The organism is Micromonospora sp. NPDC051924, from assembly GCF_055586005.1.
Genome location: NZ_JBVJJA010000033.1, coordinates 1 through 21,513 on the forward strand (window position 1 = coordinate 1; position 21,513 = coordinate 21,513).

21 protein-coding genes and 1 riboswitch are annotated in these 21,513 nt (G+C 74.1%); of the genes, 13 read left to right on the forward strand and 8 right to left on the reverse strand.

Annotation, left to right across the window (positions count from 1 at the left end; translation table 11 throughout):
• The first annotated feature begins 150 nt into the window (after window positions 1-150).
• From ACZ6S5_RS23890 to ACZ6S5_RS23900, 3 genes are all read left to right on the forward strand, one after another.
• Window positions 151-1,356, forward strand: coding sequence for a cupin domain-containing protein (locus ACZ6S5_RS23890; RefSeq protein WP_466003964.1), 1,206 nt, complete (start codon window positions 151-153; stop codon window positions 1,354-1,356).
• 22 nt (window positions 1,357-1,378) lie between these two features.
• Window positions 1,379-1,849, forward strand: coding sequence for an SLOG cluster 4 domain-containing protein (locus ACZ6S5_RS23895; RefSeq protein ID WP_466003840.1), 471 nt, complete (start codon window positions 1,379-1,381; stop codon window positions 1,847-1,849).
• Between the two features lie 136 nt (window positions 1,850-1,985).
• Window positions 1,986-2,336, forward strand: coding sequence for a nucleoside triphosphate pyrophosphohydrolase family protein (locus tag ACZ6S5_RS23900; RefSeq protein WP_466003842.1), 351 nt, complete (start codon window positions 1,986-1,988; stop codon window positions 2,334-2,336).
• A 21-nt stretch (window positions 2,337-2,357) separates the two neighbouring features.
• Here the strand turns inward: ACZ6S5_RS23900 and ACZ6S5_RS23905 are convergent, their stop codons facing one another.
• Together ACZ6S5_RS23905 and ACZ6S5_RS23910 are read right to left on the reverse strand one after the other, a co-directional pair.
• Window positions 2,358-3,581, reverse strand: coding sequence for an MFS transporter (locus ACZ6S5_RS23905; RefSeq protein WP_466003844.1), 1,224 nt, complete (start codon window positions 3,579-3,581; stop codon window positions 2,358-2,360).
• Window positions 3,578-5,167 (reverse strand): class I adenylate-forming enzyme family protein, encoded by a 1,590-nt coding sequence (locus ACZ6S5_RS23910; RefSeq protein ID WP_466003846.1) that lies wholly within the window; start codon window positions 5,165-5,167, stop codon window positions 3,578-3,580. The genes ACZ6S5_RS23905 and ACZ6S5_RS23910 overlap by 4 nt, the downstream gene beginning before the upstream one ends.
• A 348-nt stretch (window positions 5,168-5,515) precedes the next feature.
• Between ACZ6S5_RS23910 and ACZ6S5_RS23915 the strand changes: the two genes are divergently transcribed.
• From ACZ6S5_RS23915 to araB, 7 genes are all read left to right on the forward strand, one after another.
• Window positions 5,516-6,796, forward strand: coding sequence for an SGNH/GDSL hydrolase family protein (locus ACZ6S5_RS23915; protein ID WP_466003966.1), 1,281 nt, complete (start codon window positions 5,516-5,518; stop codon window positions 6,794-6,796).
• A 67-nt stretch (window positions 6,797-6,863) separates the two neighbouring features.
• A complete protein-coding gene (locus ACZ6S5_RS23920) occupies window positions 6,864-8,081 on the forward strand; it encodes a cytochrome P450 (protein ID WP_466003848.1) in 1,218 nt (405 codons plus the stop codon).
• A 9-nt stretch (window positions 8,082-8,090) separates the two neighbouring features.
• Complete coding sequence (locus ACZ6S5_RS23925) at window positions 8,091-9,068, forward strand: alpha/beta hydrolase (RefSeq protein ID WP_466003850.1); 978 nt, start codon at window positions 8,091-8,093, stop codon at window positions 9,066-9,068.
• Complete coding sequence (locus ACZ6S5_RS23930; protein WP_466003852.1) at window positions 9,061-10,212, forward strand: alpha-hydroxy acid oxidase; 1,152 nt, start codon at window positions 9,061-9,063, stop codon at window positions 10,210-10,212. The genes ACZ6S5_RS23925 and ACZ6S5_RS23930 overlap by 8 nt, the downstream gene beginning before the upstream one ends.
• Window positions 10,161-11,534 (forward strand): aminotransferase-like domain-containing protein, encoded by a 1,374-nt coding sequence (locus tag ACZ6S5_RS23935; protein ID WP_466003967.1) that lies wholly within the window; start codon window positions 10,161-10,163, stop codon window positions 11,532-11,534. The genes ACZ6S5_RS23930 and ACZ6S5_RS23935 overlap by 52 nt, the downstream gene beginning before the upstream one ends.
• 11 nt (window positions 11,535-11,545) lie before the next feature.
• A complete protein-coding gene (locus ACZ6S5_RS23940) occupies window positions 11,546-11,797 on the forward strand; it encodes a hypothetical protein (RefSeq protein ID WP_091658185.1) in 252 nt (83 codons plus the stop codon).
• Between the two features lie 41 nt (window positions 11,798-11,838).
• Window positions 11,839-13,485: a ribulokinase gene (araB, locus tag ACZ6S5_RS23945; protein ID WP_466003854.1), complete on the forward strand. Its 1,647-nt coding sequence runs from the start codon at window positions 11,839-11,841 to the stop codon at window positions 13,483-13,485.
• 156 nt (window positions 13,486-13,641) lie between these two features.
• Here araB and ACZ6S5_RS23950 read toward each other — a convergent pair whose 3' ends face one another.
• From ACZ6S5_RS23950 to ACZ6S5_RS23970, 5 genes are all read right to left on the reverse strand, one after another.
• Entirely contained in the window at window positions 13,642-15,060 is a 1,419-nt protein-coding gene (locus ACZ6S5_RS23950; protein WP_466003856.1) for a glycine hydroxymethyltransferase, read from the reverse strand.
• An 18-nt stretch (window positions 15,061-15,078) separates the two neighbouring features.
• Window positions 15,079-15,168: riboswitch (ZMP/ZTP riboswitch) on the reverse strand.
• Window positions 15,169-15,245: 77 nt separating this feature from the next.
• The gene (locus ACZ6S5_RS23955; protein WP_466003858.1) at window positions 15,246-15,746 is read right to left on the reverse strand and encodes a hemerythrin domain-containing protein; all 501 of its coding nucleotides are present in this window, start codon (window positions 15,744-15,746) and stop codon (window positions 15,246-15,248) included.
• A gap of 112 nt (window positions 15,747-15,858) precedes the next feature.
• On the reverse strand, window positions 15,859-17,343 hold the full coding sequence (locus ACZ6S5_RS23960; protein WP_466003860.1) for a S8 family peptidase: 1,485 nt from the start codon (window positions 17,341-17,343) through the stop codon (window positions 15,859-15,861).
• 148 nt (window positions 17,344-17,491) lie between these two features.
• Window positions 17,492-18,355 (reverse strand): NAD(P)H-hydrate dehydratase, encoded by an 864-nt coding sequence (locus ACZ6S5_RS23965; protein ID WP_466003862.1) that lies wholly within the window; start codon window positions 18,353-18,355, stop codon window positions 17,492-17,494.
• A complete protein-coding gene (locus ACZ6S5_RS23970) occupies window positions 18,339-19,070 on the reverse strand; it encodes a histidine phosphatase family protein (protein ID WP_466003864.1) in 732 nt (243 codons plus the stop codon). Before ACZ6S5_RS23970 ends, ACZ6S5_RS23965 begins: the two co-directional genes overlap by 17 nt.
• Window positions 19,071-19,213: 143 nt before the next feature.
• Here ACZ6S5_RS23970 and ACZ6S5_RS23975 point away from each other — a divergent pair, with 143 nt between their 5' ends.
• From ACZ6S5_RS23975 to ACZ6S5_RS23985, 3 genes are all read left to right on the forward strand, one after another.
• Complete coding sequence (locus ACZ6S5_RS23975; protein ID WP_466003969.1) at window positions 19,214-19,444, forward strand: hypothetical protein; 231 nt, start codon at window positions 19,214-19,216, stop codon at window positions 19,442-19,444.
• A gap of 162 nt (window positions 19,445-19,606) precedes the next feature.
• Entirely contained in the window at window positions 19,607-19,936 is a 330-nt protein-coding gene (locus ACZ6S5_RS23980; protein WP_466003866.1) for a hypothetical protein, read from the forward strand.
• A gap of 44 nt (window positions 19,937-19,980) precedes the next feature.
• Window positions 19,981-20,955 (forward strand): DNA polymerase domain-containing protein, encoded by a 975-nt coding sequence (locus ACZ6S5_RS23985; RefSeq protein WP_466003867.1) that lies wholly within the window; start codon window positions 19,981-19,983, stop codon window positions 20,953-20,955.
• 1 nt (window position 20,956) lies between these two features.
• Here ACZ6S5_RS23985 and ACZ6S5_RS23990 read toward each other — a convergent pair whose 3' ends face one another.
• Window positions 20,957-21,463, reverse strand: coding sequence for an Lrp/AsnC family transcriptional regulator (locus tag ACZ6S5_RS23990; RefSeq protein WP_466003869.1), 507 nt, complete (start codon window positions 21,461-21,463; stop codon window positions 20,957-20,959).
• Between the last annotated feature and the right edge of the window lie 50 nt (window positions 21,464-21,513).

Here is a 21,513-nt window from a genome sequence, read left to right on the forward strand (position 1 = left end):
CGCGTGAGTGCGGGCCCTTCCGGCTCCTACCCCCCCCCCCCCCCCCCCCGTCCCCCCCCCCCCCCCCCCCCCCCCCCCCCCCCCCCCCCCCCCCCCCCCCCCCCCCCCCCCCCCCCCCCCCCCCCGGTTCCGTTTTCCGCGACCGACGCGCTGGCCCGCTGCGTGGCGGTGGAACCGGCCAAGTTCGCCGCCGACCACTGGGGTCGCAGCCCGCTGCTGTGCCGGGCCGCCGAGCTGCCCAACCCCGCCGGCTTCACCGACCTGCTCAGCCCCGCCGACGCCGACGAGCTGCTCAGCCGGCGCGGCCTGCGTACCCCGTTCCTGCGGGTGGCGAAGGACGGCCAGCTGGTGCCGGCGGCGCGGTACATCGGCGGAGGCGGCGCGGGCGCCGAGATCGGCGACCAGGTCCTCGACGAGAAGGTCCTGGCGCTGTACGCCGACGGCGCGACCCTGGTCCTGCAGGGTCTGCACCGGATCTGGCCGGCGCTGGTCGACTTCGCCCGCGACCTGGGCGCCGCCCTGGCCCAGCCCTTGCAGGTCAACGCCTACCTGACCCCGGCCGGCAGCCAGGGCTTCGCCACCCACTACGACACCCACGACGTCTTCGTGCTCCAGGTCGACGGCCGCAAGCACTGGCGGATCCACCCGCCCGTGCTGCCCGACCCGCTGGAGAAGCAGCCCTGGGGCGGCCGGGCCGACGAGGTGTCGGCCGTCGCCGAGGGGCGGCCCGCGCTGGACGTGGTGCTCGAACCGGGTGACGCGCTGTATCTGCCGCGCGGCTGGCTGCACAGCGCGCAGGCGCAGGAGTCCAGCTCCCTGCACCTGACCGTGGGCATCCGCGCGCTGACCCGGTACGCCCTGGTCGAAGAGCTGCTGGCGCTCGCCGCCGAGGACCCCCGGCTGCGCGCCGGCCTGCCCTTCGGCATCGACGTCGCTGACCCGGACGCGATCGAGCCGGAACTGACCGAGACCGTCGAGGCGCTGCGTGACTGGCTGCTGCGGGCCGACCCGGCCGCAGTGGCCGCCCGGTTGCGCGGACGGGCCTGGCCGGCCGCCCGACCCGCGCCGATCCGCCCGCTCGCCCAGGCCGCCGCCCTCGCCGCGCTCGACGCGGAGAGCCGGGTCGCGCCGCGGGCCGGACTGCGCTGGCAGCTCACCGCGACCGGGGACGGCCGGGTGGCGCTGCGGCTCTTCGACCGCACCATCACCCTGCCCGGCACCTGCGAGCCGGCGCTGCGGGCCGTGCTCGCCGGCGAGGTCACCCGGGTCGGCGATCTGCCCGGCCTGGACGACGACGCGGACCGGCTCGTCCTGGCCCGCCGCCTGCTCAAGGAGGCCGTGCTCACGCCGGCCTGACCCTTCTTCGGGAGGTAGACGGATGCAGGTGGCGGTCTGCGGCCCGGCGCGGGCCACCCCGGCCGAAGTGGCGCACGCCCGGCGGGTGGGGGAGTTGCTGGCCGAGCGCGGGGTCACCGTGCTCTGCGGCGGCGGGGGCGGCGTGATGGCCGCCGTCGCCGCCGGCGCCCGCGCCCGCGACGGCCTGGTCATCGGGGTACGCCCCGACGACGGCAGCGACCCGGGCCCGGCCGAGGTCTCCGCGCACCTGGTCACCAACATGGGGCAGGCCCGCAACGCGATCCTGGTGTGGAGCGCGGACGCGGTGATCGCGATCGGCGGCTCCTGGGGCACGCTCAGCGAGGTGGCGCTGGCGATGCGCCGGGGCGACATCCCGGTGGTGGTGCTCGGCGGCTGGCGGATCGTCGACGCCCACGGCGAGCCGGTCCCCGGTCCGATCCACGTCGACACCCCGGAGGCGGCGGTCCGCGCCGCCGGCGGGGCCCCGGCGTGATCGACTCAAGTTGCGGCAATCCGGGGTTGTGGCTGCCCCGCTCGGTGGTCTCGGGCAGGGCGAGCGCGATCCGACGTACGTCGTCCCAGGTCGCCATGGGCCGACCCTACGCCGATCCGGCGACTACAGTGCCCGGATGGATCTTGCCGAGTTGCAGGCCCGGGCGCGGGCCGTCGCCGAGCGGTACGACCGGCACCACGTGGCCGAGGGCCGCGAGCCGTGGCGTGCCGAGGATCTGATGCTCGGCTTCGTCGGGGACGTGGGCGACCTGGCGAAGCTGGTGCTGGCGGTGGAGGGGCGGCGGGAGCTGCCGGACGCGCGGGAGCGCCTCGAGCACGAGCTGGCCGACTGCCTCTGGTCGGTGCTGGTCCTCGCCGACCGGTACGAGGTGAACCTGGTGAACGAGTTCGCGCGGATGGTCGTCGGGGTCGAACGACACGTGGACCAGCTCGCCGAGCAGGGCGCCGCGCGAACCTTGCCGGAGTAGGTCTCGTACCGCCGGCGGCGGCTAGGCCGGTGCGGACACCGCCGGCTCCGGCGCCGGGCGGCCCACCCACGACCCGGTCAGCAGCAGCGGGCCGACCGTGAACACCAGGCAGACCACGGCCATCACCAGCAGCGCCGGGGTCAGCCCCAGCAGCGCCACCGACCAGCCGCCGAGCAACGCCCCCACCGGCAGGCCGAGGAACGCCACCGATCCGGCGATGCCCAGTACCCGGGTCTGCAACGACTCCGGCACCCGCTCGTAGAGGGCCGCGCCGAGCAGCGGGTTCACCGCCGCGATCGCGATGCCGGACAGGAACGTCACGGTGAGCACCACCGCCAGGTGGTCGCTGAGGGCGAGCGCGAGCAGCCGGGGCGTGCCGCTGAGCGTGACGCCCAGCGCGAAGGTGAGCCGGCGGGGCAGCCGCGCGCCGGCCACGGTGAAGAGCAGGTTGCCCAGCAGCGCCCCGCCGGAGAACACCCCGAGCAGCAGGCCGAAGCCGGCCGGGTCGCCGAGCACCCGGTCGACCCAGAGCGGGATCCACACGGCGACGCTCGCGTTGGCGAACATGTTCGACACCGAGACCACGATCAGCATGCTCAGCAGCACCCGGTCGGTACGCAGGTGGCCGAAGCCGCCGCGCAGCGCGCGCAGGTAGCTCTCCCGAGGGGCGGGCTGCGTCGGCGCGGGCGGGCGGACCAGCACGCCGATCAGCAGCGCGCAGACCGCGAACGTGGCCGCGTCGAGCCAGATCGCCCGGGTCACCCCGACCCAGTCGATGAGCAGCCCGCCGAGCACCGCGCCGAACAGCGTCATGCCTCGGGTCAGCCCGTCGTACGCGGAGGTGAGCCGGATCAGCGGCACCCCGGCCCGCTCGGCGGCCGGCTTGAACAGCACATGCTTGACCCGATCGCCGATGCCGCGCAGGCCACCGGCCACCGCGACCAGCACCAGCAGCGCGCCGAACCCGAGCCACGGGGCGAGCGCCACCACGGCCATCGCCGCCGCGCTGGCCGCGTCCACCGTGACCGCCGTGCGGCGCACCCCGAACCGGTCCGCCCACGGGGTCGCCAGGGCGCTGGAGAGCATGTACGGCAGCGTCTCGGCCGCCGCGACCAGACCCATCCGGGTCGGGCTGCCGGTGGTTTCCAGCACCAGCCAGGGGATGGCCACCACCGAGATCCGGGTGCCCAGGTTGGACAGCAGGTCCGCCCCGACCAAGCTGTACAGCTCCCGGCGCGGGGTCACGCCGAACTCCCGAGCACGGTGCCCACCGACTCCGCGTCGGCCGGGTGGGCGGCCGCGTACCGGGCGCGCAGGGCGCGCTTGTCGATCTTGGCCGAGCGGTTCAGCGGCAGCGCGTCGACGAACTCCACCGCGCCGGGCGCCCAGGTGTCGCTCAGCTCCCCGGTCACCAGCGCGATCAGCTCGTCGCCGGTCACCGCCGCCCCCGGCGCCGGCACCACGTACGCGTACGGCAGCTCCCCGGCGACCGGGTCCGGCACGCCGATCACCGCGGCGGCGCGTACCCCGGGGTGGGCGGCGAGCACGTCCTCGATCGGGCGGGAGTAGATCGGCCAGCTGCGCCGCCGGGTGAGGATCCGGTCCTGGAGCCGGTCGACCAGGTAGAGGTAGCCGTCGTCGTCCAGGTGGCCGATGTCGCGGGTGCGGACCCAGTCGTCGACCAGCGTCTCGGCGGTCAGCCCCGGCTGGCCGTGGTAGCCGGCGAAGCTGAGCTTCGTCCGGACCCACACCTCGCCGTCCGCGCCCGCCGGCAGCACCCGGCCCTCGGCGTCGCGGATCTCCACCGCCACGTCCCCGTACGGCCGGCCGCAGGAGCGCAGCCGCTCCGGGTGCGCCGGGTCCTCGGTCAACCCCGGCAACGCGCAGATCACCACCGCCTCGCTGAGCCCGTACACGATCCGCAGGCACGGGCCGAAGCGGGCGATCGCCTGCCGCAGCCGGGCCGGCGCGGCGGGCCCGGCGCCCACGTTGAACATGAACATGGCGGAGAAGTCGGCCCCGTCCAGCGCCGGGTGGTCGAGCACCTCGTAGAGCATCGGCGGGGTGACGAAGGTGGAGGTGAGCCGCTCGGCGTCCACGGTCCGGATGAACACCGCCGGGTCCCACCGGTCGCGCAGGAACAGCACCCCGCCGGTGAACAGGTTGAACAGGGTGGTGATCTGGCCGCTGGCCAGCCACATCGGGGAGTGCGACAGGTGCCGCAGCAGCGGGAAGCCGGCCGCCCGGAAGTCCGCGGCCAGCGCGAGCACCTGCCGGTAGAAGCTCTCCCGGTGGTGCACCAGCTTGGGCGTGCCGGTGGTCCCGCTGGTCTGCAGGAACGATTCGGGAGCGGGCACGTCGGCGGGCAGGTCGACCGCCGCGGCCAGGTCGGTGGTGAGGTCCGGTCCGGCGCCGCCGGGGCCGAGGCAGAGCACCGGTACGCCCGACAGCCCGGCGGCGATCTCCGGTCCGAGCGAGTCGCCGTCGCGGGCGTCGTACACGAAGGCGTCCGGGCGGGCGAGGGCGACGAACTCGTCGACCTCCCGTCGGGAGGTGACCGGGGCGACCCACATGGTCCGGCAGCCGAGCAGGTGCAGGGCGAGCTGGAGCAGCGGGCCCTCGACGGCGTTGCCGAGCATCACCAGCACCGCGTCGCCGGGCCGTACGCCGTGCCGCAGCAACGCACCAGCCAGGCCGCGTACCTCACCGGCGACCTGTGGGTAGGTCAGCCGCCGGCCGCCGCCGACGAGCGCCTCGCGGTCGCCGAAGCCGGCGAACAGCTCCAGCGCCCGGTGCACATAGGACGTCGGTCGGTCGGCGCCGTCAGTCATCGCAGAGCTCCCATCGTGATCGGGCGGCGGCCGGCGGGGATCCGCCCGCGCAGGCCGCCGGGAACGGCGTCCGGGCAGGTCAGGGCCGGGACGCGACGACAGGTGCCAGGGTCGGCGACCGCACCGCCGCCGGTTCCGAGGGTAGGCACCTCGCGTCCGGACAGGACAGAGCCGAACGGTGCCCGCCGGCACCCCGAAGGCATTCGATCATGTCGATCAGGTTGATTGACGCTCGTCTTCGTGGACGGCTAGTTTCCGGTCCATCACCCAGGCATCGTTGTCGATCCGACCGTGCCCGGGGCTGCCGACGATGGAGGATCAATGCCGACCCCGAAGAGATGGCACGTCATAGCTTCCGCCGCCACGCTGCTGATCGCCGGCACCCCGGCGGTCACCGCGAGCGCCGGCCCCGCCGACACCGACAGCGCCCTGCGTGGGCGCAGCGAATGGGCGGCGAGCTGGGCCGCGGCGGTGACCCGCGGCAACACCGTGGGCCTGACCAACACCGGCCTGAACAACCAGAGCATCCGGATGACCGTGCAGACCACCGTCGGCGGCGACCGGCTCCGGGTCCGGCTGACCAACCTCTACGGCGAGCAGGCCGTGAAGGTCGGCCACGCCACCGTCGCCCGGCCCGACACCGGCACCGAGGACCGGTCCGACATCGACCCGGCCACCGTCCGGGAGCTCACCTTCTCCGGCGCCACCTCGGCCACCATCAACAAGGGCGCCGAGCTGCTCAGCGACCCGCTGGACTTCCCGGTCGACGAGCAGGAGGACCTGGTCGTCACGGTGTACTTCCCGGTGCTCACCGGCCCGGTGTCGTTCCACGGCCAGTCCCGGGTCACCAACTTCATCGGCGCCACCGACCTGACCACCGCCGCCGGCGGCGCGGGCTTCACCATCAAGCCGAACTGCTGCTGGATGTTCCTCTCGGGCGTCGACGTGGAACGCCGGATGAGCCCCGGCGCGGTGGTCGTCCTCGGCGACTCCATCGGCGACGGCAACGGCAGCACCGTCAACGAGGACCGGCGCTGGCCGGACCTCCTCGCCAAGCGGCTCATCGACGCCCGGCCCGAGGTCCGCACCCCCGGCGTGCTGAACATGAGCCTCTCCGGCAACCGGCTCAACCACGAGGGCACCGAGCCCGGGGCGGGCGGCTTCCCCGGCTACTACGAACTCGGCCCGAACGCCCTGGCCCGGCTCAACGAGGACGTCTTCCCGCAGACCGGGGTGCGCACCCTCATCACCCATCTGGGCATCAACGACATCTGGATGAACGGCGACAGTGCCGAGAGCATCATCGCCACCCTGCGGCAGATCAACCAGCAGGCCAGGGAGCGCGGCCTGACCAGCCTGGTCGGCACCGTCACCCCGTACGAGGGCAACGGCGGACCGGGGGTGTGGACGGAGGAGAAGGAGGCCACCCGGCAGGCGGTGAACGCCTGGCTGCGTGGCGCGGGCACGGCGGAGTTCGACGGCGTGCTCGACTTCGACGCCGTGCTGCGCGACCCGGCGCACCCGAGCCGGCTGCTGCCGGCGTACGACGCCGGGGACCACATCCACCCGAACGACAGCGGCGCCCAGGCCATGGCGGACGCCGTACCGCTGCGACTGCTCGGCCTGTGACACCAGGCGGGGGCGGCGTCGGCACCACGCCGCCCCCGCCGCCTATTCCTGGGGAGGAACCACCGCCGTGGACGTCGACGAGATCCTGACCGGCCTGTACAGCGAGCAGGGCCGGCAGAACCCCTACCCGTGGTACGCGGCCCTGCACGAGCACGGGCCGGTCCACGCGATCCCGATCCGCGCCGAGCACAGCACCATCACCGCCGTCGCCGGCGGCTACGACCTGGTCGACCAGGTGCTGCGCGACCCGGAGTGGTACAAGGGCTTCCCGCCGGGCTGGGAGCAGCAGGATATCCTGCGTACCTTCCTCAGCTCGATGATGTTCATCAACCCGCCGGACCACACCCGGATGCGGTCGGTCTTCGCGAAGACCTTCACCCCGCGCCGGCTGGGCGCGCTGGAGCCGGTGATCGTCCGGGTCGTCGACGAGCGGCTGGACCGGATGGCCGAGGCCGGCGCCGGCGGGGCCGAGGTGGACTTCGTCGCCGACTTCGCGTACCCGGTCCCGGCCCTGGTGATGGCCGAGTTCATCGGCCTGCCGCAGGCGGACCTGGCCTGGTACCGGCAGCGGGTCGACTGGATCGACGAGTACATGGACGTCGCGGGCAAGACCCCGGAACGGCTGGCCCGGGCCAACCAGGCCGCCGAGGAGCTGCGCGCCTACTACCGGGACCTGATCGCCCACCGGCGGCGGCAGCCCGGCGCGGACCTGATCAGCGGGCTGGTCGAGGTGCTCGACGCCGGCGGGGTGGAGCTGACCGAGGAGGAGCTGATCAGCAACCTGATCGTGCTCTTCAACGCCAGCTTCGTCACCACCGTCTACATGTTCAGCAACGGCCTGCCGCTGCTGCTGGCCCACCCCGAGGTGGTCGCCGCGCTGCCCGGCGACGACGCGCTGGCCCGCGGCTGCGTGGACGAGATCCTGCGGATGGAGAGCCCGGTGCACTTCCTGGCCCGCTCCGCGCCGCGCGACACCGAGCTGGGCGGCGTGCCGGTCAGGGCGGACGAGAACGTGCTGCTGCTGATCGCCGCCGCCAACCGCGACCCGGCCCGCTTCCCCGACCCGGACCGGTTCGACCCGCACCGGGACGGCCCGCCGTCGCTCGCCTTCGGCGTGGGGCTGCACTTCTGCCTCGGCTCGGCGGTGTCCAAGCTGGAGGGCCGGCTCGCCCTGCCCCGCCTCTTCGCCCGCTTCCCCCGCCTGCAGGTCACCCGGGACTTCACGTACAGCGGCAGCCTCTTCCTGCGCGGCATCGACAAGCTCTTCGTCACCACCGGCAGCTAGGAGTCCACCATGGCCCTCGACCCGCAGGTGGTCGCGTGGCGGGCCGCCCGCGCCGCCGCCGGCACCGCACCGCTCTACACCCAGACCCTGGCCGAGGCCCGCGCCGCCGACCTCGCCGCGATCCGTGCCGGCTCCGGCGCGGTCGAGCCCGTCGCAGCGGTACGCGACACGCAGGTCCCCGGCCCGGACGGGCCGCTGCCGGTACGGATCCACCGGCCGGCCGGAGACGGCCCGCTGCCCACCCTGGTCTGGTTCTTCGGTGGCGGCTGGACGCTCGGCAGCGTGGACACCGCCGACGGGATCTGCCGACGGCTGGTCAACGCCACCGGCTGCCAGACCGTGACCGTCGGCTACCGGCTGGCCCCCGAGCACCGCTTCCCGGCCGCCGTCGACGACTGCTACTCCGCGCTGCGCTGGCTCGCCGCGCACCCCGACGAGGCCGGTGTCGACCGGGACCGGCTCGCGGTCGGCGGGGACAGCGCCGGCGGCAACCTCGCCGCCGCGGTCACCCTGCTGGCCCGCGCCGACGGCGCTCCCCGGCTCGTCGCCCAGCTGCTGGTCTACCCGAACACCGACCAGCGGCCCGGTCCGGCCGCGGCCGACGAGGACCCGCTGCTGTTCAACCGGCACTCCGTCGCCTGGTACCGGCAGCACTACCTCGCCGACCCGGCCGACGCGGCCCACCCGCTCGCCTCGCCGCTGCTTGCCGAGGACCTCGCCGGGTTGCCCCCGGCGCTGGTCATCACCGCCGAGCACGACCCGCTGCGCGACGAGGGGGAGCGGTACGCCGCCCGGCTGCGGGAGGCGGGCGTCCCCACTGCGGCGACCCGGTACGCCGGCATGGTCCATGGCTTCTTCGCCATGCCCGGGGTGTTCGACGCCGGCCGGCGGGCCCAGGAGCAGGCGGCGTCCTTCCTGCGCGACCGGTTCGGCCTGACGTCGGTCGGGACCGCCGGCCCGGTGGCGGACGGGGCCGAGCATGGCTGAACCGGCAGTCACCGACCCGCCCGTTCCGCCGCCGGCCGCCGAGCCCCCGGAGCCGGCGGGGTTCGTCCCGCCCGCCAGCCTGGCCGAGTTCGCCGAGTTGGCCCGGGCGGTGCTGCCGGCGGCGGTGTGGGACTTCGTCGAGGGCGGCAGCGGCGCGGAGACCACCCTCGCCGCCAACCGGGCCGCCCTGGACCGGGTGGCGGTGCTGCCCCGGGTGCTGACCGGCGTGGACACCCCGCGTACCGGGGCGGCACTGCCCGGCGGGACGTCCGCCCTGCCGGCCGCGGTCGCGCCGATGGCGTACCAGAAACTGCTGCACCCGGACGGCGAGGTGGCCCTGGCGGCCGCCGCCCGGATCGCCGGCGTGCCCTACGTGGCCAGCACCGTGGCCAGCACGCCGCTGGAGGAGGTGGCGGCGGCCGGCGGCGCGGTGTGGTTCCAGCTCTACTGGCTGCGCGACCGGGGCCGGGTGGCCGATCTGGTGGACCGGGCGCAGGCGGCCGGCTGCGCCGCGCTGATGGTCACCGTGGACGTGCCGGTCCTCGGCCGGCGGCTGCGGGACGTGCGCAACGGCTTCGCGCTGCCGGCGCACGTCAGCGCGGCCAACCTGGCGGGCGGCCGGGACGACCTGGCCCACCGGGGCGCGCCCGGGAGGTCCGCGGTGGCGGCGCACACCGGCGCCGTCTTCCACCCCGCGATGAGCTGGGCGGACCTGGCCTGGCTGCGGGAGCGTACGCCGCTGCCGCTGGTGGTGAAGGGCGTGCTCGACCCGCGCGACGCGGTGCGCGCGGCGGAGGCCGGCGCGGACGCCGTGGTGGTCTCCAACCACGGCGGCCGGCAGCTCGACGGCGCCCCGGCGTCGGCGACGGTGCTGCCCGAGGTGGCGGCGGCGGTGGGGGAGCGGTGCGCGGTGCTCTTCGACGGCGGGGTGCGCAGCGGCACCGACGTGCTGCGCGCGCTCGCCCTCGGCGCGGCCGGCGTGCTGGTCGGCCGGCCCCTGCTCTGGGCCCTGGCGGCCGGCGGCCGGGTCGGCGCCGAGGCGGCGCTGGCGCTGCTCGCCGCCGAGCTGCGGGACGCGCTCACCCTCGCCGGCTGTGCCGACCCGGCCGCAGCGCGGCACCTGCGCACCCTGATTGGAGGCTGACCGTGGAGCCGGTGGACCTGACTGTGGCGGCGCTGCACGCAAGCGTCGACGACCCCGCGCTGAACTCGATGAACTTCCTCAACGAGGTGGCGCAGCACTACCCGGACGCGGTGTCGTTCGCCGCCGGGCGGCCGTACGAGGAGTTCTTCGACGCGGGCGTGCTGCCCGCGCACCTGGACCGGTTCCGCCGGCACCTCGCCGACGACCTCGGGCTGCGCCCGGTCCAGGTGGACCGGACCCTGCTCCAGTACGGCCGGACCAAGGGCATCGTGCACCACCTGATCGCCCGCAACCTCGCGGTGGACGAGGGGATCACCGTCGACCCGGAGACCATCGTGGTGACCGTCGGCTGCCAGGAGGCGATGTTCCTGGTGCTGCGGGCGTTGCGCGCCGGGCCGGCGGACGTGCTGCTCGCCGTCGCGCCCACGTACGTGGGGCTGACCGGGGCCGCCCGACTGGTCGACCTGCCGGTGCGCCCGGTCACCGGCGGCCCGGCCGGGATCGACCTGGCCGACCTGCGGGAGCAGCTGCGCCGCGCCCGGGCCGAGGGGCTGCGCCCGCGCGCCTGCTACGTGATGCCCGACTTCGCCAACCCGTCCGGGGTCAGCATGGACCTGGCCCAGCGGCGGCAGCTGCTCGACCTCGCCGCCGAGGAGGAGCTGCTGCTGATCGAGGACAACCCGTACGGCCTCTTCCCGGCCGGCAGCGCCGAGCGGTTGCCCACCCTCAAGGCGCTGGACACCCGGCGCCGGGTGGTCTACCTGGGCTCGTTCGCCAAGACCGTGCTGCCCGGCGCCCGGGTCGGGTACGTGGTCGCCGACCAGCGGGTGGCCGGTTCGGACGGGACGGCCGGGCCGCTCGCCGACCAGCTCGCCAAGATCAAGAGCATGGTCACCGTGAACACCTCGCCGATCGCGCAGGCGGTGATCGGCGGGGCGCTGCTGGCGCACGACTGCTCGCTGGTGGCGGCGAATGTCCGGGAGCGGGCCGCGTACGCCCGCAACCTGCGGCACCTGGTGGACGGCCTGGCGCGCCGCTTCCCGGCCGGCGGTCCGGTGCGCTGGAACGTCCCGGCCGGCGGCTTCTTCGTGGTGGTGACCGTGCCGTTCGAGGTGGACGACGGGTTGCTGCACCGTTCCGCCCGCGAGTACGGGGTGCTCTGGACCCCGATGGCCCACTTCTACGACGACGGCGCGCCGGTGAACGCGCTGCGGCTGTCGGTCAGCGCGGTCACGCCGGACCGGATCGACCTCGGGCTGGACCGGCTCGCCGCGTTGATCACCGACGAGCTGGCCGCCATCCGGCCGATGGTCCGTCCGTAGATAATGGACCGATGGTTGCCTGGGAGTACGCGTTGCTGGTCCGCCGCTATCAGGGGCAGGGCCGCAACTTCCACGTCTCGTTCGTCTGGTACGCCCCGGACGGGTCGCGCACCGACGTGACCGCGTACGGCGACACGGCCATCGCGCACCTCAACCGGGTCGGCCGCGAGGGCTGGGAGCTCGTTTCCGCCGCCGAGGACGTGAACAACGTGCAGGGCAGCACCGAGGTGCACCGCTACCACCTGAAGCGGCCCCTGCGCTGACCGACTAGCCTGGCCCCCCGGCGGTGGGGGAGGGAGCCACGGTGGGTCGGTACGTCGTCGGGTTGGACTTCGGGACGCTCTCCGGGCGGGCCGTCGTGGTGGACGTGGCCACCGGTGCGGAGCTGGGCAGCGCGGTCCACGAGTACCCGAGCGGGGTGCTCACCGAGTGGCTGCCGGACGGGTCGCCGCTGCCACCCGACTGGGCCTTGCAGGACCCGGCCGACCACCGCGAGGTGCTGCGCCGCGCGGTGCCCGCCGCCGTCCGCGCCGCCGGGATCGAGCCGGCCGACGTGGTCGGCATCGGCCTCGACGCGACCTCGTGCACGCTGCTGCCCACCCGCGCCGACGGCACCCCGCTCGCGGAGCTGACCGTGCTGCGCGCGCGGCCGCACGCCTGGCCGAAGCTCTGGAAGCACCACGCCGCGCAGCGGCAGGCCGGCCGGATCACCTCGCTGGCCGCCGCCCGGGGCGACTCCTGGCTGCCCCGCTACGGGGGCCGGGTGTCCGCCGAGTGGCAGCTCGCCAAGGTGCTCCAGGTGCTGGAGGAGGACCCGGAGGTCTTCCACCGGGCCGAGCGGTGGATCGAGACCGCCGACTGGCTGGTCTGGCAGCTCTGCGGACGGGTGACCCGCAACGCCTCCGCCGCCGGCTTCAAGGGCCTGCGCCAGGACGGGCGGTACCCGGGCCCGGAGTTCCTCGCCGCGCTCCACCCCGAGCTGCCCGCGCTGCTGCCGAAGATCGACGGGCCGGTGCTGCCGCCCGGCACCCGGGCGGGTGGTCTCACCCCTCGGGCGGCCCGGTGGACCGGACTGCCGGAGGGCGTCGCGGTGGCCGTCGGCGGCATCGACGCCCACGTCACCGCGGCGGCGGCCGGCGCGGTCGCGCCGGGCCGGATGCTCGCCGTGCTCGGCACCTCCACCTGCCTGATCATGAATGCGGACGCCTGCCGGGAGGTCCCCGGCGTCTGCGGTGTCGTCGAGGACGGGGTGACCGCCGGCCGCTGGGGCTACGAGGCCGGACAGAGCGGGGTCGGGGACATCTTCGCCTGGTACCTGGACCGCGCCCTGTCCGCCGGGTACGTCGAGCAGGCCCGGCGGCGCGGCGTGCCGGTGCCCGAGCTGCTGGACGCCCTCGCCGCCGACCAGCCGGTGGGCGGGCACGGGCTGCTCGCGCTGGACTGGCACAGCGGCAACCGCTCGGTGCTGATGGACCACGAGCTGAGCGGGGTGCTGGTCGGGCTGACCCTGGCCACCCGGCCGGAAGAGATCTGGCGGGCCCTGCTCGAGGCGACCGCGTTCGGCGCCCGCACGGTCGTCGAGGCGTTCGAATCCGCCGGGGTACGCGTCGACGAGCTGACCGCCGCCGGTGGGCTGACCGCCAACCGGCTGCTGCTGCGTATCTACGCCGACGTGCTGCGCCGCCCGCTGCACGTGGTCGACGCCGCGCACCCGGCCGCCCTGGGCTCGGCGATCCACGCGGCAGCGGCCGCCGGGGCGTACCCCGACGTGGAGACGGCCTCGGCGGCGATGGCCGCGCCGCGCCGCGAGACCTGGTACCCGGATCCGGCCCGCGCCGCCGCCTACGACGAGCTGTACGCCGAGTACCGTGCCCTGCACGACCACTTCGGCCGCGGCGGCACCGAGGTCCTGCACCGCCTCCGCGCGCTCCGCCGCCGCGCCACGTCCTGACCGCCGCCGTCCGCCCACGGCCGGTGCCCACCTCGTCTGCGTCATCAAGTTTGCAGATGGAGAGAACCTGTTCCTGTCCTCCGGCGAGCACGCGCAGGGGCGAAAGCAGGCGCCCCGCGCCGGCCGGTGGGCCGGGCGGGGCGCCGGGAGAGGTTGTCAGCCGAGGTCGACGGCGGAGTAGAGGGGGAAGCCGGCCAACAGCTCGCTGGCCTGCTTGTTCACCTTGTCGGCCAGGGCTGGGTCGAGCACGTACTTCGCCTTGGACTCGCCTGGGGTGGTCTGGCTGAGCACGGTGTGGATCAGCTCGGCCGTGGTGTCCATCTCGGCGGTGCCCAGGCCCCGGGTGGTCAGCGCCGGGGTGCCGATCCGGATGCCGGAGGTGTACCAGGCGCCGTTCGGGTCCTGCGGCACCGCGTTGCGGTTGGTCACGATGCCCGAGTCGAGCAGCGCCTGTTCGGCCTGCCGGCCGGTCAGGCCGTACCCGGAGACGTCGATCAGCACCAGGTGGTTGTCGGTGCCGCCGGTGACCAGCTTCGCGCCCCGGCGCAGCAGCCCCTCGGCGAGCGCCTGGGCGTTGGCGACGATGCGCTGCGCGTAGTCGGCGAAGTCGGGGCGGCGCGCCTCGGCCAGGGCCACCGCCTTGGCGGCCATCACATGCGGCAGCGGGCCGCCGAGCACCATCGGGCAGCCCCGGTCGACCTGGTCGGCCAGCTCCGGGCCGCAGAGCACGAGGCCGCCGCGCGGGCCGCGCAGCGACTTGTGGGTGGTGGTGGTGACGATGTGCGCGTGCGGCACCGGGTCGAAGTCGCCGGTGAAGACCTTGCCCGCGACCAGGCCGGCGAAGTGCGCCATGTCGACCATGAAGGTGGCGCCGACCGAGTCGGCGATCTCCCGCATGATCCGGAAGTTGACCTTACGGGGGTACGCCGAGTAGCCGGCGACCAGGATCAGCGGCTTGAACTCGCGGGCCGCCTCGGCGACCTTGTCGTAGTCGATCAGGCCGGTGGCCGGGTCGGTGCCGTAGCTGCGCTGGTCGAACATCTTGCCGGAGATGTTCGGGCGGAAGCCGTGGGTGAGGTGGCCGCCGGCGTCCAGCGACATGCCCAGCATCCGCTGGTTGCCCAGCTCGCGGCGGAGCGCGAACCAGTCTGCCTCGGTGAGCTCGTTGACCTGCCGTACCTGGGCCTTCTTCAGGGCCGGCGACTCGATCCGGTCGGCCAGGACCGCCCAGAAGGCGACCAGGTTGGCGTCGATGCCCGAGTGCGGCTGCACGTACGCGTGGGCGGCGCCGAACAGCTCCTTCGCGTGCTCGGCGGCGAGCGCCTCGACGGTGTCGACGTTCTGGCAGCCGGCGTAGAACCGGCGGCCGACGGTGCCCTCCGCGTACTTGTCGCTGAACCAGTTGCCCATGGCCAGCAGGGTCGCGGGGGAGGCGTAGTTCTCGCTGGCGATGAGCTTGAGCGACTCGCGCTGGTCGGCCAGCTCCTGCCCGATGGCGTCCGCCACCCGCGGCTCGACGGCGCGGATCACCTCCAGCGCGCTGCGGAAGGCGGTGGACTCGGCGTTCGGCGACATGCGACCTCCTGATGACGTGCGGAAGGCCCAGGCGCTCGGCGTGCGTCCTTGCGACGGGACCGCTTCCCGATGGTGCTCCATCCCCACGCGCCAGTCACGGCCCGCGCCGATCCTACCGGGTACATCCCGGCGGGCGACACGTGACGGGCCCGACCGCGCAGGTCGGGCCCGTCAGGGGGTGGAGGTCAGGCGGTGGCGGCGTCGCGGGCGCTCCTGCGCGCCTTCGGGTCCTCGGGGCTGCGCGGGGCGTCGGGGCGCAGGGCGATCATCCGCTCGCCGATCTCCTGGAGCTGGTTACGGCCGAGCGCCTCGCGGACCTTCGGGAACCACTCCTGCTCCTCCTCCTCGACGTGATGCTCGACGTTCTCGATCAGCACCGTGGTCTTGGCGACGAACCGCTCGTCGGTGGCGTCCAGGCCGGCGAGTTCGGCGCAGAGCAGGTCCGCCACGTGGTGCTCCTCGTACGACTCGAGGATGTCGTCCTCCAGGTCGGGCAGGAGCCGGCGGATCTCCGGGTACATCACCTCGTTCTCGAGGTACGTGTGCACGGTGAGGGCGGCCAGGATCTCGTTCACCAGTTCCTGCCGGCGGGCGGCCGGGCCGTCCTCCGCCTTCTCGAACTCGCGGAACAGGCGGCGCATCTCCTTGTGGTCCTCTTTGAGCAGGACGATCGCGTCGGTGGACACCGGCACCTCCTCGTACGGGCTGTCGACGGTGATCCACTACCCGAGCGATGAGCGGCGAAACGGATGGGGCCCGGCGACGTGTCGCCGGGCCCCACCAGGGTTTCGCTACCGCCTACCTCACCACGTTGTACGCGTCGACCATGCCGGCGCCGTAGAACGAGTTACGCGCGCCGCCGGAGCAGGTCGCGTCGTACGCGTGCGGGCCCGACGAGATCAGCGGCACCGGGTTGTAGACGCCCTCCGGGCAGGACTGCGCCACCGACGTACCCTCCAGGAACGCCGCCAGCGCGCCCGGGGTCAGCCCGGGGTGCGCGGACAGCGCCAGCGCCGCGACGCCGGTGGCGTGCGGGCCAGACATCGAGGTGCCCTGCTTGTAACCCCACCCGTTGGTCTTGGTGGCGGTGTTGAAGGTCGTCGACAGGATGGCGTCGGTGAGGGTCGAGCGCACACCCTGGGTCCGGTACCGGGTGTCGCCACCCGGCGCCGTCACGTCCACCACGCCCAGACCGTACGAGGAGTAGTAGCTCTTCGCGCCGGTCGGCCCGACCGCGGAGACGGTCACCACGCCCGGAGCCTCCGCAGGGAGGTCCATGCAGGCGCTGGTCAGGTTCTCGCGCGCCTCCGGCGTCCCGTCGTCCGGGCTGCCGTAGTCGGAGATCTTGTGGGCCAGGTCGTAGTTGGAGTTGCCCGCGGACGCCACGTTGAGCACGCCCTTGGACTGCGAGAAGCGGATGGCCCGCTGCACGGCCTGCCACACCGGACGCTGGCGCGCGTCGTTGCGGCAGTTCAGCTCCCACGGGTCGATGTAGTAGCTGTTGTTGGTCAGCTGCATCCCGTGGGTGGCGGCCCACATGAACCCGCAGACCGCAGCCTCCGGGTAGATGTAGCCGTCGTCGTTGACCACCTTGACGGCGGCGACCTTGACGCCCGGCGCGATGCCGGTCACGCCGACGCCGTTGACGGCGGCGGCGATGGTGCCGGCCACGTGGGTGCCGTGGTCGCTGGTGGTCGGGTTCCACGCCGCCTCGGTGGTGTCGACGACACCGCCCAGGCAGGAGGTGCTCTTGTCCTTGGCGATCTGGGTCGCCAGGTCCGGGTGGCTGCTGGAGATACCGCTGTCCAGCACGCCGACGACGACGTTCGAGCTGCCGGTGGTCACCGCGTGGGCCTGCGGCAGGCGGATCATGTTCATGTCCCACTGCTGCCCGTAGAGCGGCTCCATGGCCGGGTCGCCGGTGGCGTTGGCGACGTCGGCCGCGGAGACCTCCACGGTCTCGCCCTCGTCGAGGGCGGTGCCCAGGCCGGTGGTGGCGGCGACCGACTCGACGCCCGCGCCCGCCACCTGGGTGGCGAATTCCGGGTTGGTCGAGCGGACGACGAGCACACCGATCTGGTCGTAGGTGGCCACGACGGTGCCGTTGGCGGCCGCCACGCGGGCGGCGGCCTGGCTGGTGTTGGCGCCCTGCGGGGCGAGGACCAGATACGAGGTGTCCGGTCCGGCGGCCGCCGCCGGAGCCAGCCCGCCGGTGAGGGCGAGGCCGACGCCGAGCGTCAGGGCGGACGCGGCGGCCAGTGTCTTGCGACGGAGGTTCTTCACACAGACTCCCAGGGGGCCGATCCGGCCGTGCCCCACTCCCTGGTGGGAAGCGGGCCGGCGGAAGACGAGCAGGTTGCTCACCTTCGATGGACCAGCGTAGGGAGGCCAATGTGGTGTTACACACATCCGAACGGACGAACAACAACCGTCAGACGGTGGCCAACGTGTATGGGATCTCGTCCAGCAGCTCACGGGCGAGGAAGCCGATCCGGCCGTACCGGGGGACCAGGCGTTGTCCGCTCACCGCGTGCGCGAACGCGGCCCAGCACGCGGCCTGCGCCGGCTCGGCGCCCCGGGACAGCAGGCCGGCGAGGAGTCCGGCGCGGACGTCGCCGCTGCCGGAGGTGCCGAGCCCGGCGTCGCCGCTCTCCTCCCGCCAGCACCGCCCGGCCGAGGTGGCGATGTGGCCGTAGAGGGAGACCACCGCGTCGTACCGGCGGGCCAGCTCGACCGCCTCCGCGTCCAGGTCGTCGCCCGGTTCGCGGTCGAGCAGGTGCCGGGCCTCGGTGAGGTTCGGCGTGAGCACCACCCTGCGGCCCGAGCCGACCAGCAGGTCCGGCTCGTGGCTGAGCGCGCCGAGCGCGTACGCGTCGAGCACCAGTGAGGCCTGGGGGCCGGCCGCGTCGAGCACCAGGTGCAGCAGGCCCCGGGTGGCGTCGATGTCCTTGAGGCCGGGGCCGACCGCCACCACGTCCGCCTCGGCCACCAGGCCGTCGAGCAGGTCGCGCGGGTCGCCCCGCACCGCGCCGTCGTCCGTCTCGGGCAGGCCGACCACCAGCGCCTCCGGCACCTGGATGCTCAGCGCGGCGGCGGTGGACTCGGCGGCGGCCAGTTGCAGCACGCCGGCGCCGGCGCGCAGCGCGGCCACCCCGGCGAGCAGCACCGCCCCGGGGGTGAACCGGGACCCGCCGACCACCAGCACCGTCCCGCGGGCCTCCTTGCCGCCGGTCGGCACGGGCAGCGCCCAGTCGCGCAGCAGTGCGGGGGTGATGACCTCAGACCGGCTCGGCATGGACCTCGTCCTCCCGGGTCGGGCGCGCGCCCTGCCGGTGCAGGTGGGCGACGTCATTGAACAGGTCCGGCGTCAACCGGCCGGCGTCGTCGGCGGACCAGCCGGTGACCGAGCAGTTGGCGATGACCTGCTGGCGGGTGAGCCCCATCAACTCCTCTTCGGTCAGCCCCTCCACCAGGTAGCGGAGCAGGAAGACCAGCGCGTCGTGGCCGAACAGCAGCACCCGCCGTCCGGCGTGGTCGCGGCGCAGGTCGCCGAGGAGGGCGCGCAGCCGCAGTGCCACATCGGTCCAGGACTCGCCGCCGGGCGGCCGGTAGTAGAACTTGCCCAGCCGGGCCCGGCGTTCCGCCTCGGCCGGGTAGCGGCCCCGCACCCCGTGGGGGGTGAGCCCGTCGAGGATGCCCAGCTCCCGGTCGCGCAACCGCTCGTCCCGGCTGACCGGCACGTCGGTGCCGGCCAGGGCCAGCTCGGCGGTCTGCACCGCGCGCAGGTACGGCGACACCACCGCGACGTCCGGGCGGCGCTGCTCCGGCAGCCCGGCCAGCCACCGGCCCGTCGCCCGGGCCTGCTCCTCGCCGGTGGACGAGAGCGGCACGTCGGCGTCCCGGTGGGTGAGGTCGATCAGTTCGGCGCCCGACGCCTCCGCGGCGGTCGCCGCGACGTTCGCCGTGCTCTCCCCGTGCCGGACGATCCAGAGCGCTGCCAGTTCCGCCATGCGGCCTCCCCTACCCGGGGCCCGCCGCAGGTAACCGTGCCGGTCGGGGGCCACCGGACGCGGGACGGGGGCGTGAACCGGCCCCGGACGGGTAAGCGCGGGGCTCCGGAAGTCGACGCAGGGGGAGGTGCGCCGTGGCGACCATGGTCCGAGAGCCGATGAGCCCGGTGAAGGACAAGAACTACGACCTGATCCACGCCGTGCAGATGTCACTCCAGCACATCTGGCAAATGGAGACGTACATCGCGGACGCGGAGGATCGGGGCGACACCGAGCTGGCGACCTGGTTCCGCAAGATCCAGGAGAACAATCGCAAGGCCGGCGACCAGGGCAAGAAGTTGCTGATGAGCCGGCTCCAGAAGGAGAACGGCTGACCCGTACGCGACGGGCCGGACGGGCGGAGCGCGCCCGTCCGGCCGCCGCGCGCCCGTCGGTGGTGACCGTCCGACGGGCGCCGGACTGCGTCCGGTGGCATCGACCGGGCAGAATGTCGTCCGGCGTACCGGGGCGGGCCCGGTGCGCGGGGAGGGCGGCACATGTCGACGGTCATCAAGGGGCTGCGGGAAGCCCTGGTGCTCTTCGTGATCGCGGTGGTCGTGATCGGCGTCGCGGTGGGCGTCTGGGTCGCGGTCAGCGGCGGCGAGTTCACCCACCGGCTCGGCGTGGCGTTCATGCTGGTCGGCGCGCTGCTGGGGATGACCGGTGATCTGACGTTGAGCCGGATCGGCATGCTGCCGGCCCGGTCGACCTTCGGCCTAGCCCCGGAGCGGGAGGGCGCAGGCGGCGGCCGAGTGCTCACCGGTGTCGGCATCTTCCTCTTCGTCTCCGTGCCGCTGATCGCCGTCGGGGTCCTGCTCATCGCCTGACGACATCCCCGCGTGGCGCGCCGCCGCGTCGTACGGTGTGAGGCGTGGCGACCACGGCGGCGGAGGAGATCCGGGTGGGGGAGCGGGTGGTCCGCGTCTCCAGCCCGGACAAGCCGTACTTCCCGGAGCGCGGGCTGACCAAGCTGGACGTGGTCAGCTACTTCCTGTCGGTCGGCGACGGCATCCTGCGCGCCCTGCGGGACCGTCCGACCATGCTGGAGCGCTGGCCGCGCGGGGTGTTCGAGGGCGCGAAGATCGCCACCCGGCAGAGCAACAAGGGCGACGCGTTCTACCAGAAGCGGCTGCCGGCGGGCGCGCCCGACTGGGTGCGCACCGCGCACATCACCTTCCCCAGCGGCCGGACTGCCGACGAGGTCGCGCCGTCCGAGCTGGCCGTGGTGGCCTGGGCGGCCAACCTGGGCACCCTGCGGTTCCACCCGTGGCCGGTGTCCAAGGACGACGTCGAGCACCCCGACCAGCTCCGGATCGACCTCGACCCGATGCCCGGGGTGGACTTCGGCCAGGTGGTGCCGGTCGCCCACGAGGTACGGGCGTTCCTCGACGAGTTGGGCCTGGTCGGTCACCCGAAGACCACCGGCGGCCGGGGCATCCACGTCTACCTGTCCATCGAGCCCCGGTGGAGCTTCGGCGACTGCCGGCGGGCGGTGCTGGCCCTGGGCCGTGAGATGCAGCGCCGGCTGCCCGATCTGGTCACCACCACCTGGTGGCGGGAGCAGCGGGACCGGCCGGTCTTCGTCGACTACAACCAGATGGCCCGCGACCACACCATGACCTCGGCGTACTCCATCCGGCCCACCCCGCGGGCGCTGGTGTCCGCGCCGCTGGACTGGGCGGAGCTGGACGACGCGCGGCCGGAGGACTTCGACGTGGTGAGCATGCCGGCCCGGTTCGCCGAGCGGGGTGACCCGCACGCCGGCCTGGACGGGCGGCGTTTCTCTCTCGAACCGCTGCTGGAGCTGGCCGATCGGGAGGGCCTGGAGTCCCCGCCGGAGCGCTGAGTCACGGCCAGGGGCTCTGCGTCCCGTCGAACTCCCCGAAGACCAGCCAGGTCCGGGTCGACAGCACCCCGGCGATGCTCTGCACCCGGTCGAGCACCACGTCCCGCAGGGTGGCGTTGTCCGGCGCGCGGACCAGGGCCAGCACGTCGTGCTCGCCGCTGAGCAGCGCCGCGTGCTCGATGTAGCGCACCTGGGCCAGCTCCGCCGACACCTCTCGCCAGGTGTTCTGCTCGATGGTCAGCGCGATGTACGCCGACGTGCCCAGCCCGGCGGGCTCCGGGGCGACCCGCGCCTGGAACCCGGTGACCACCCCGTCGCGGACCAGCCGCTCCAGCCGGGCGTACGCGTTGGTGCGCGAGACGTGCACCCGTTCGGCGAGCGTACGGATCGAGAGCCGGCCGTCCCGGACCAGTTCGTGCAGGATCCGCCGGTCCACCTCGTCGAGCGGCCCGGCCGAACGTCCCGTTCCACCCGCCGTGCCCGGTGTGGTGCCGGTCTCCTGGCTCATCAAGGCCTCCTCCCAGCGCCATTCGTCCCGCGTTCATCCGCGACGTTGAG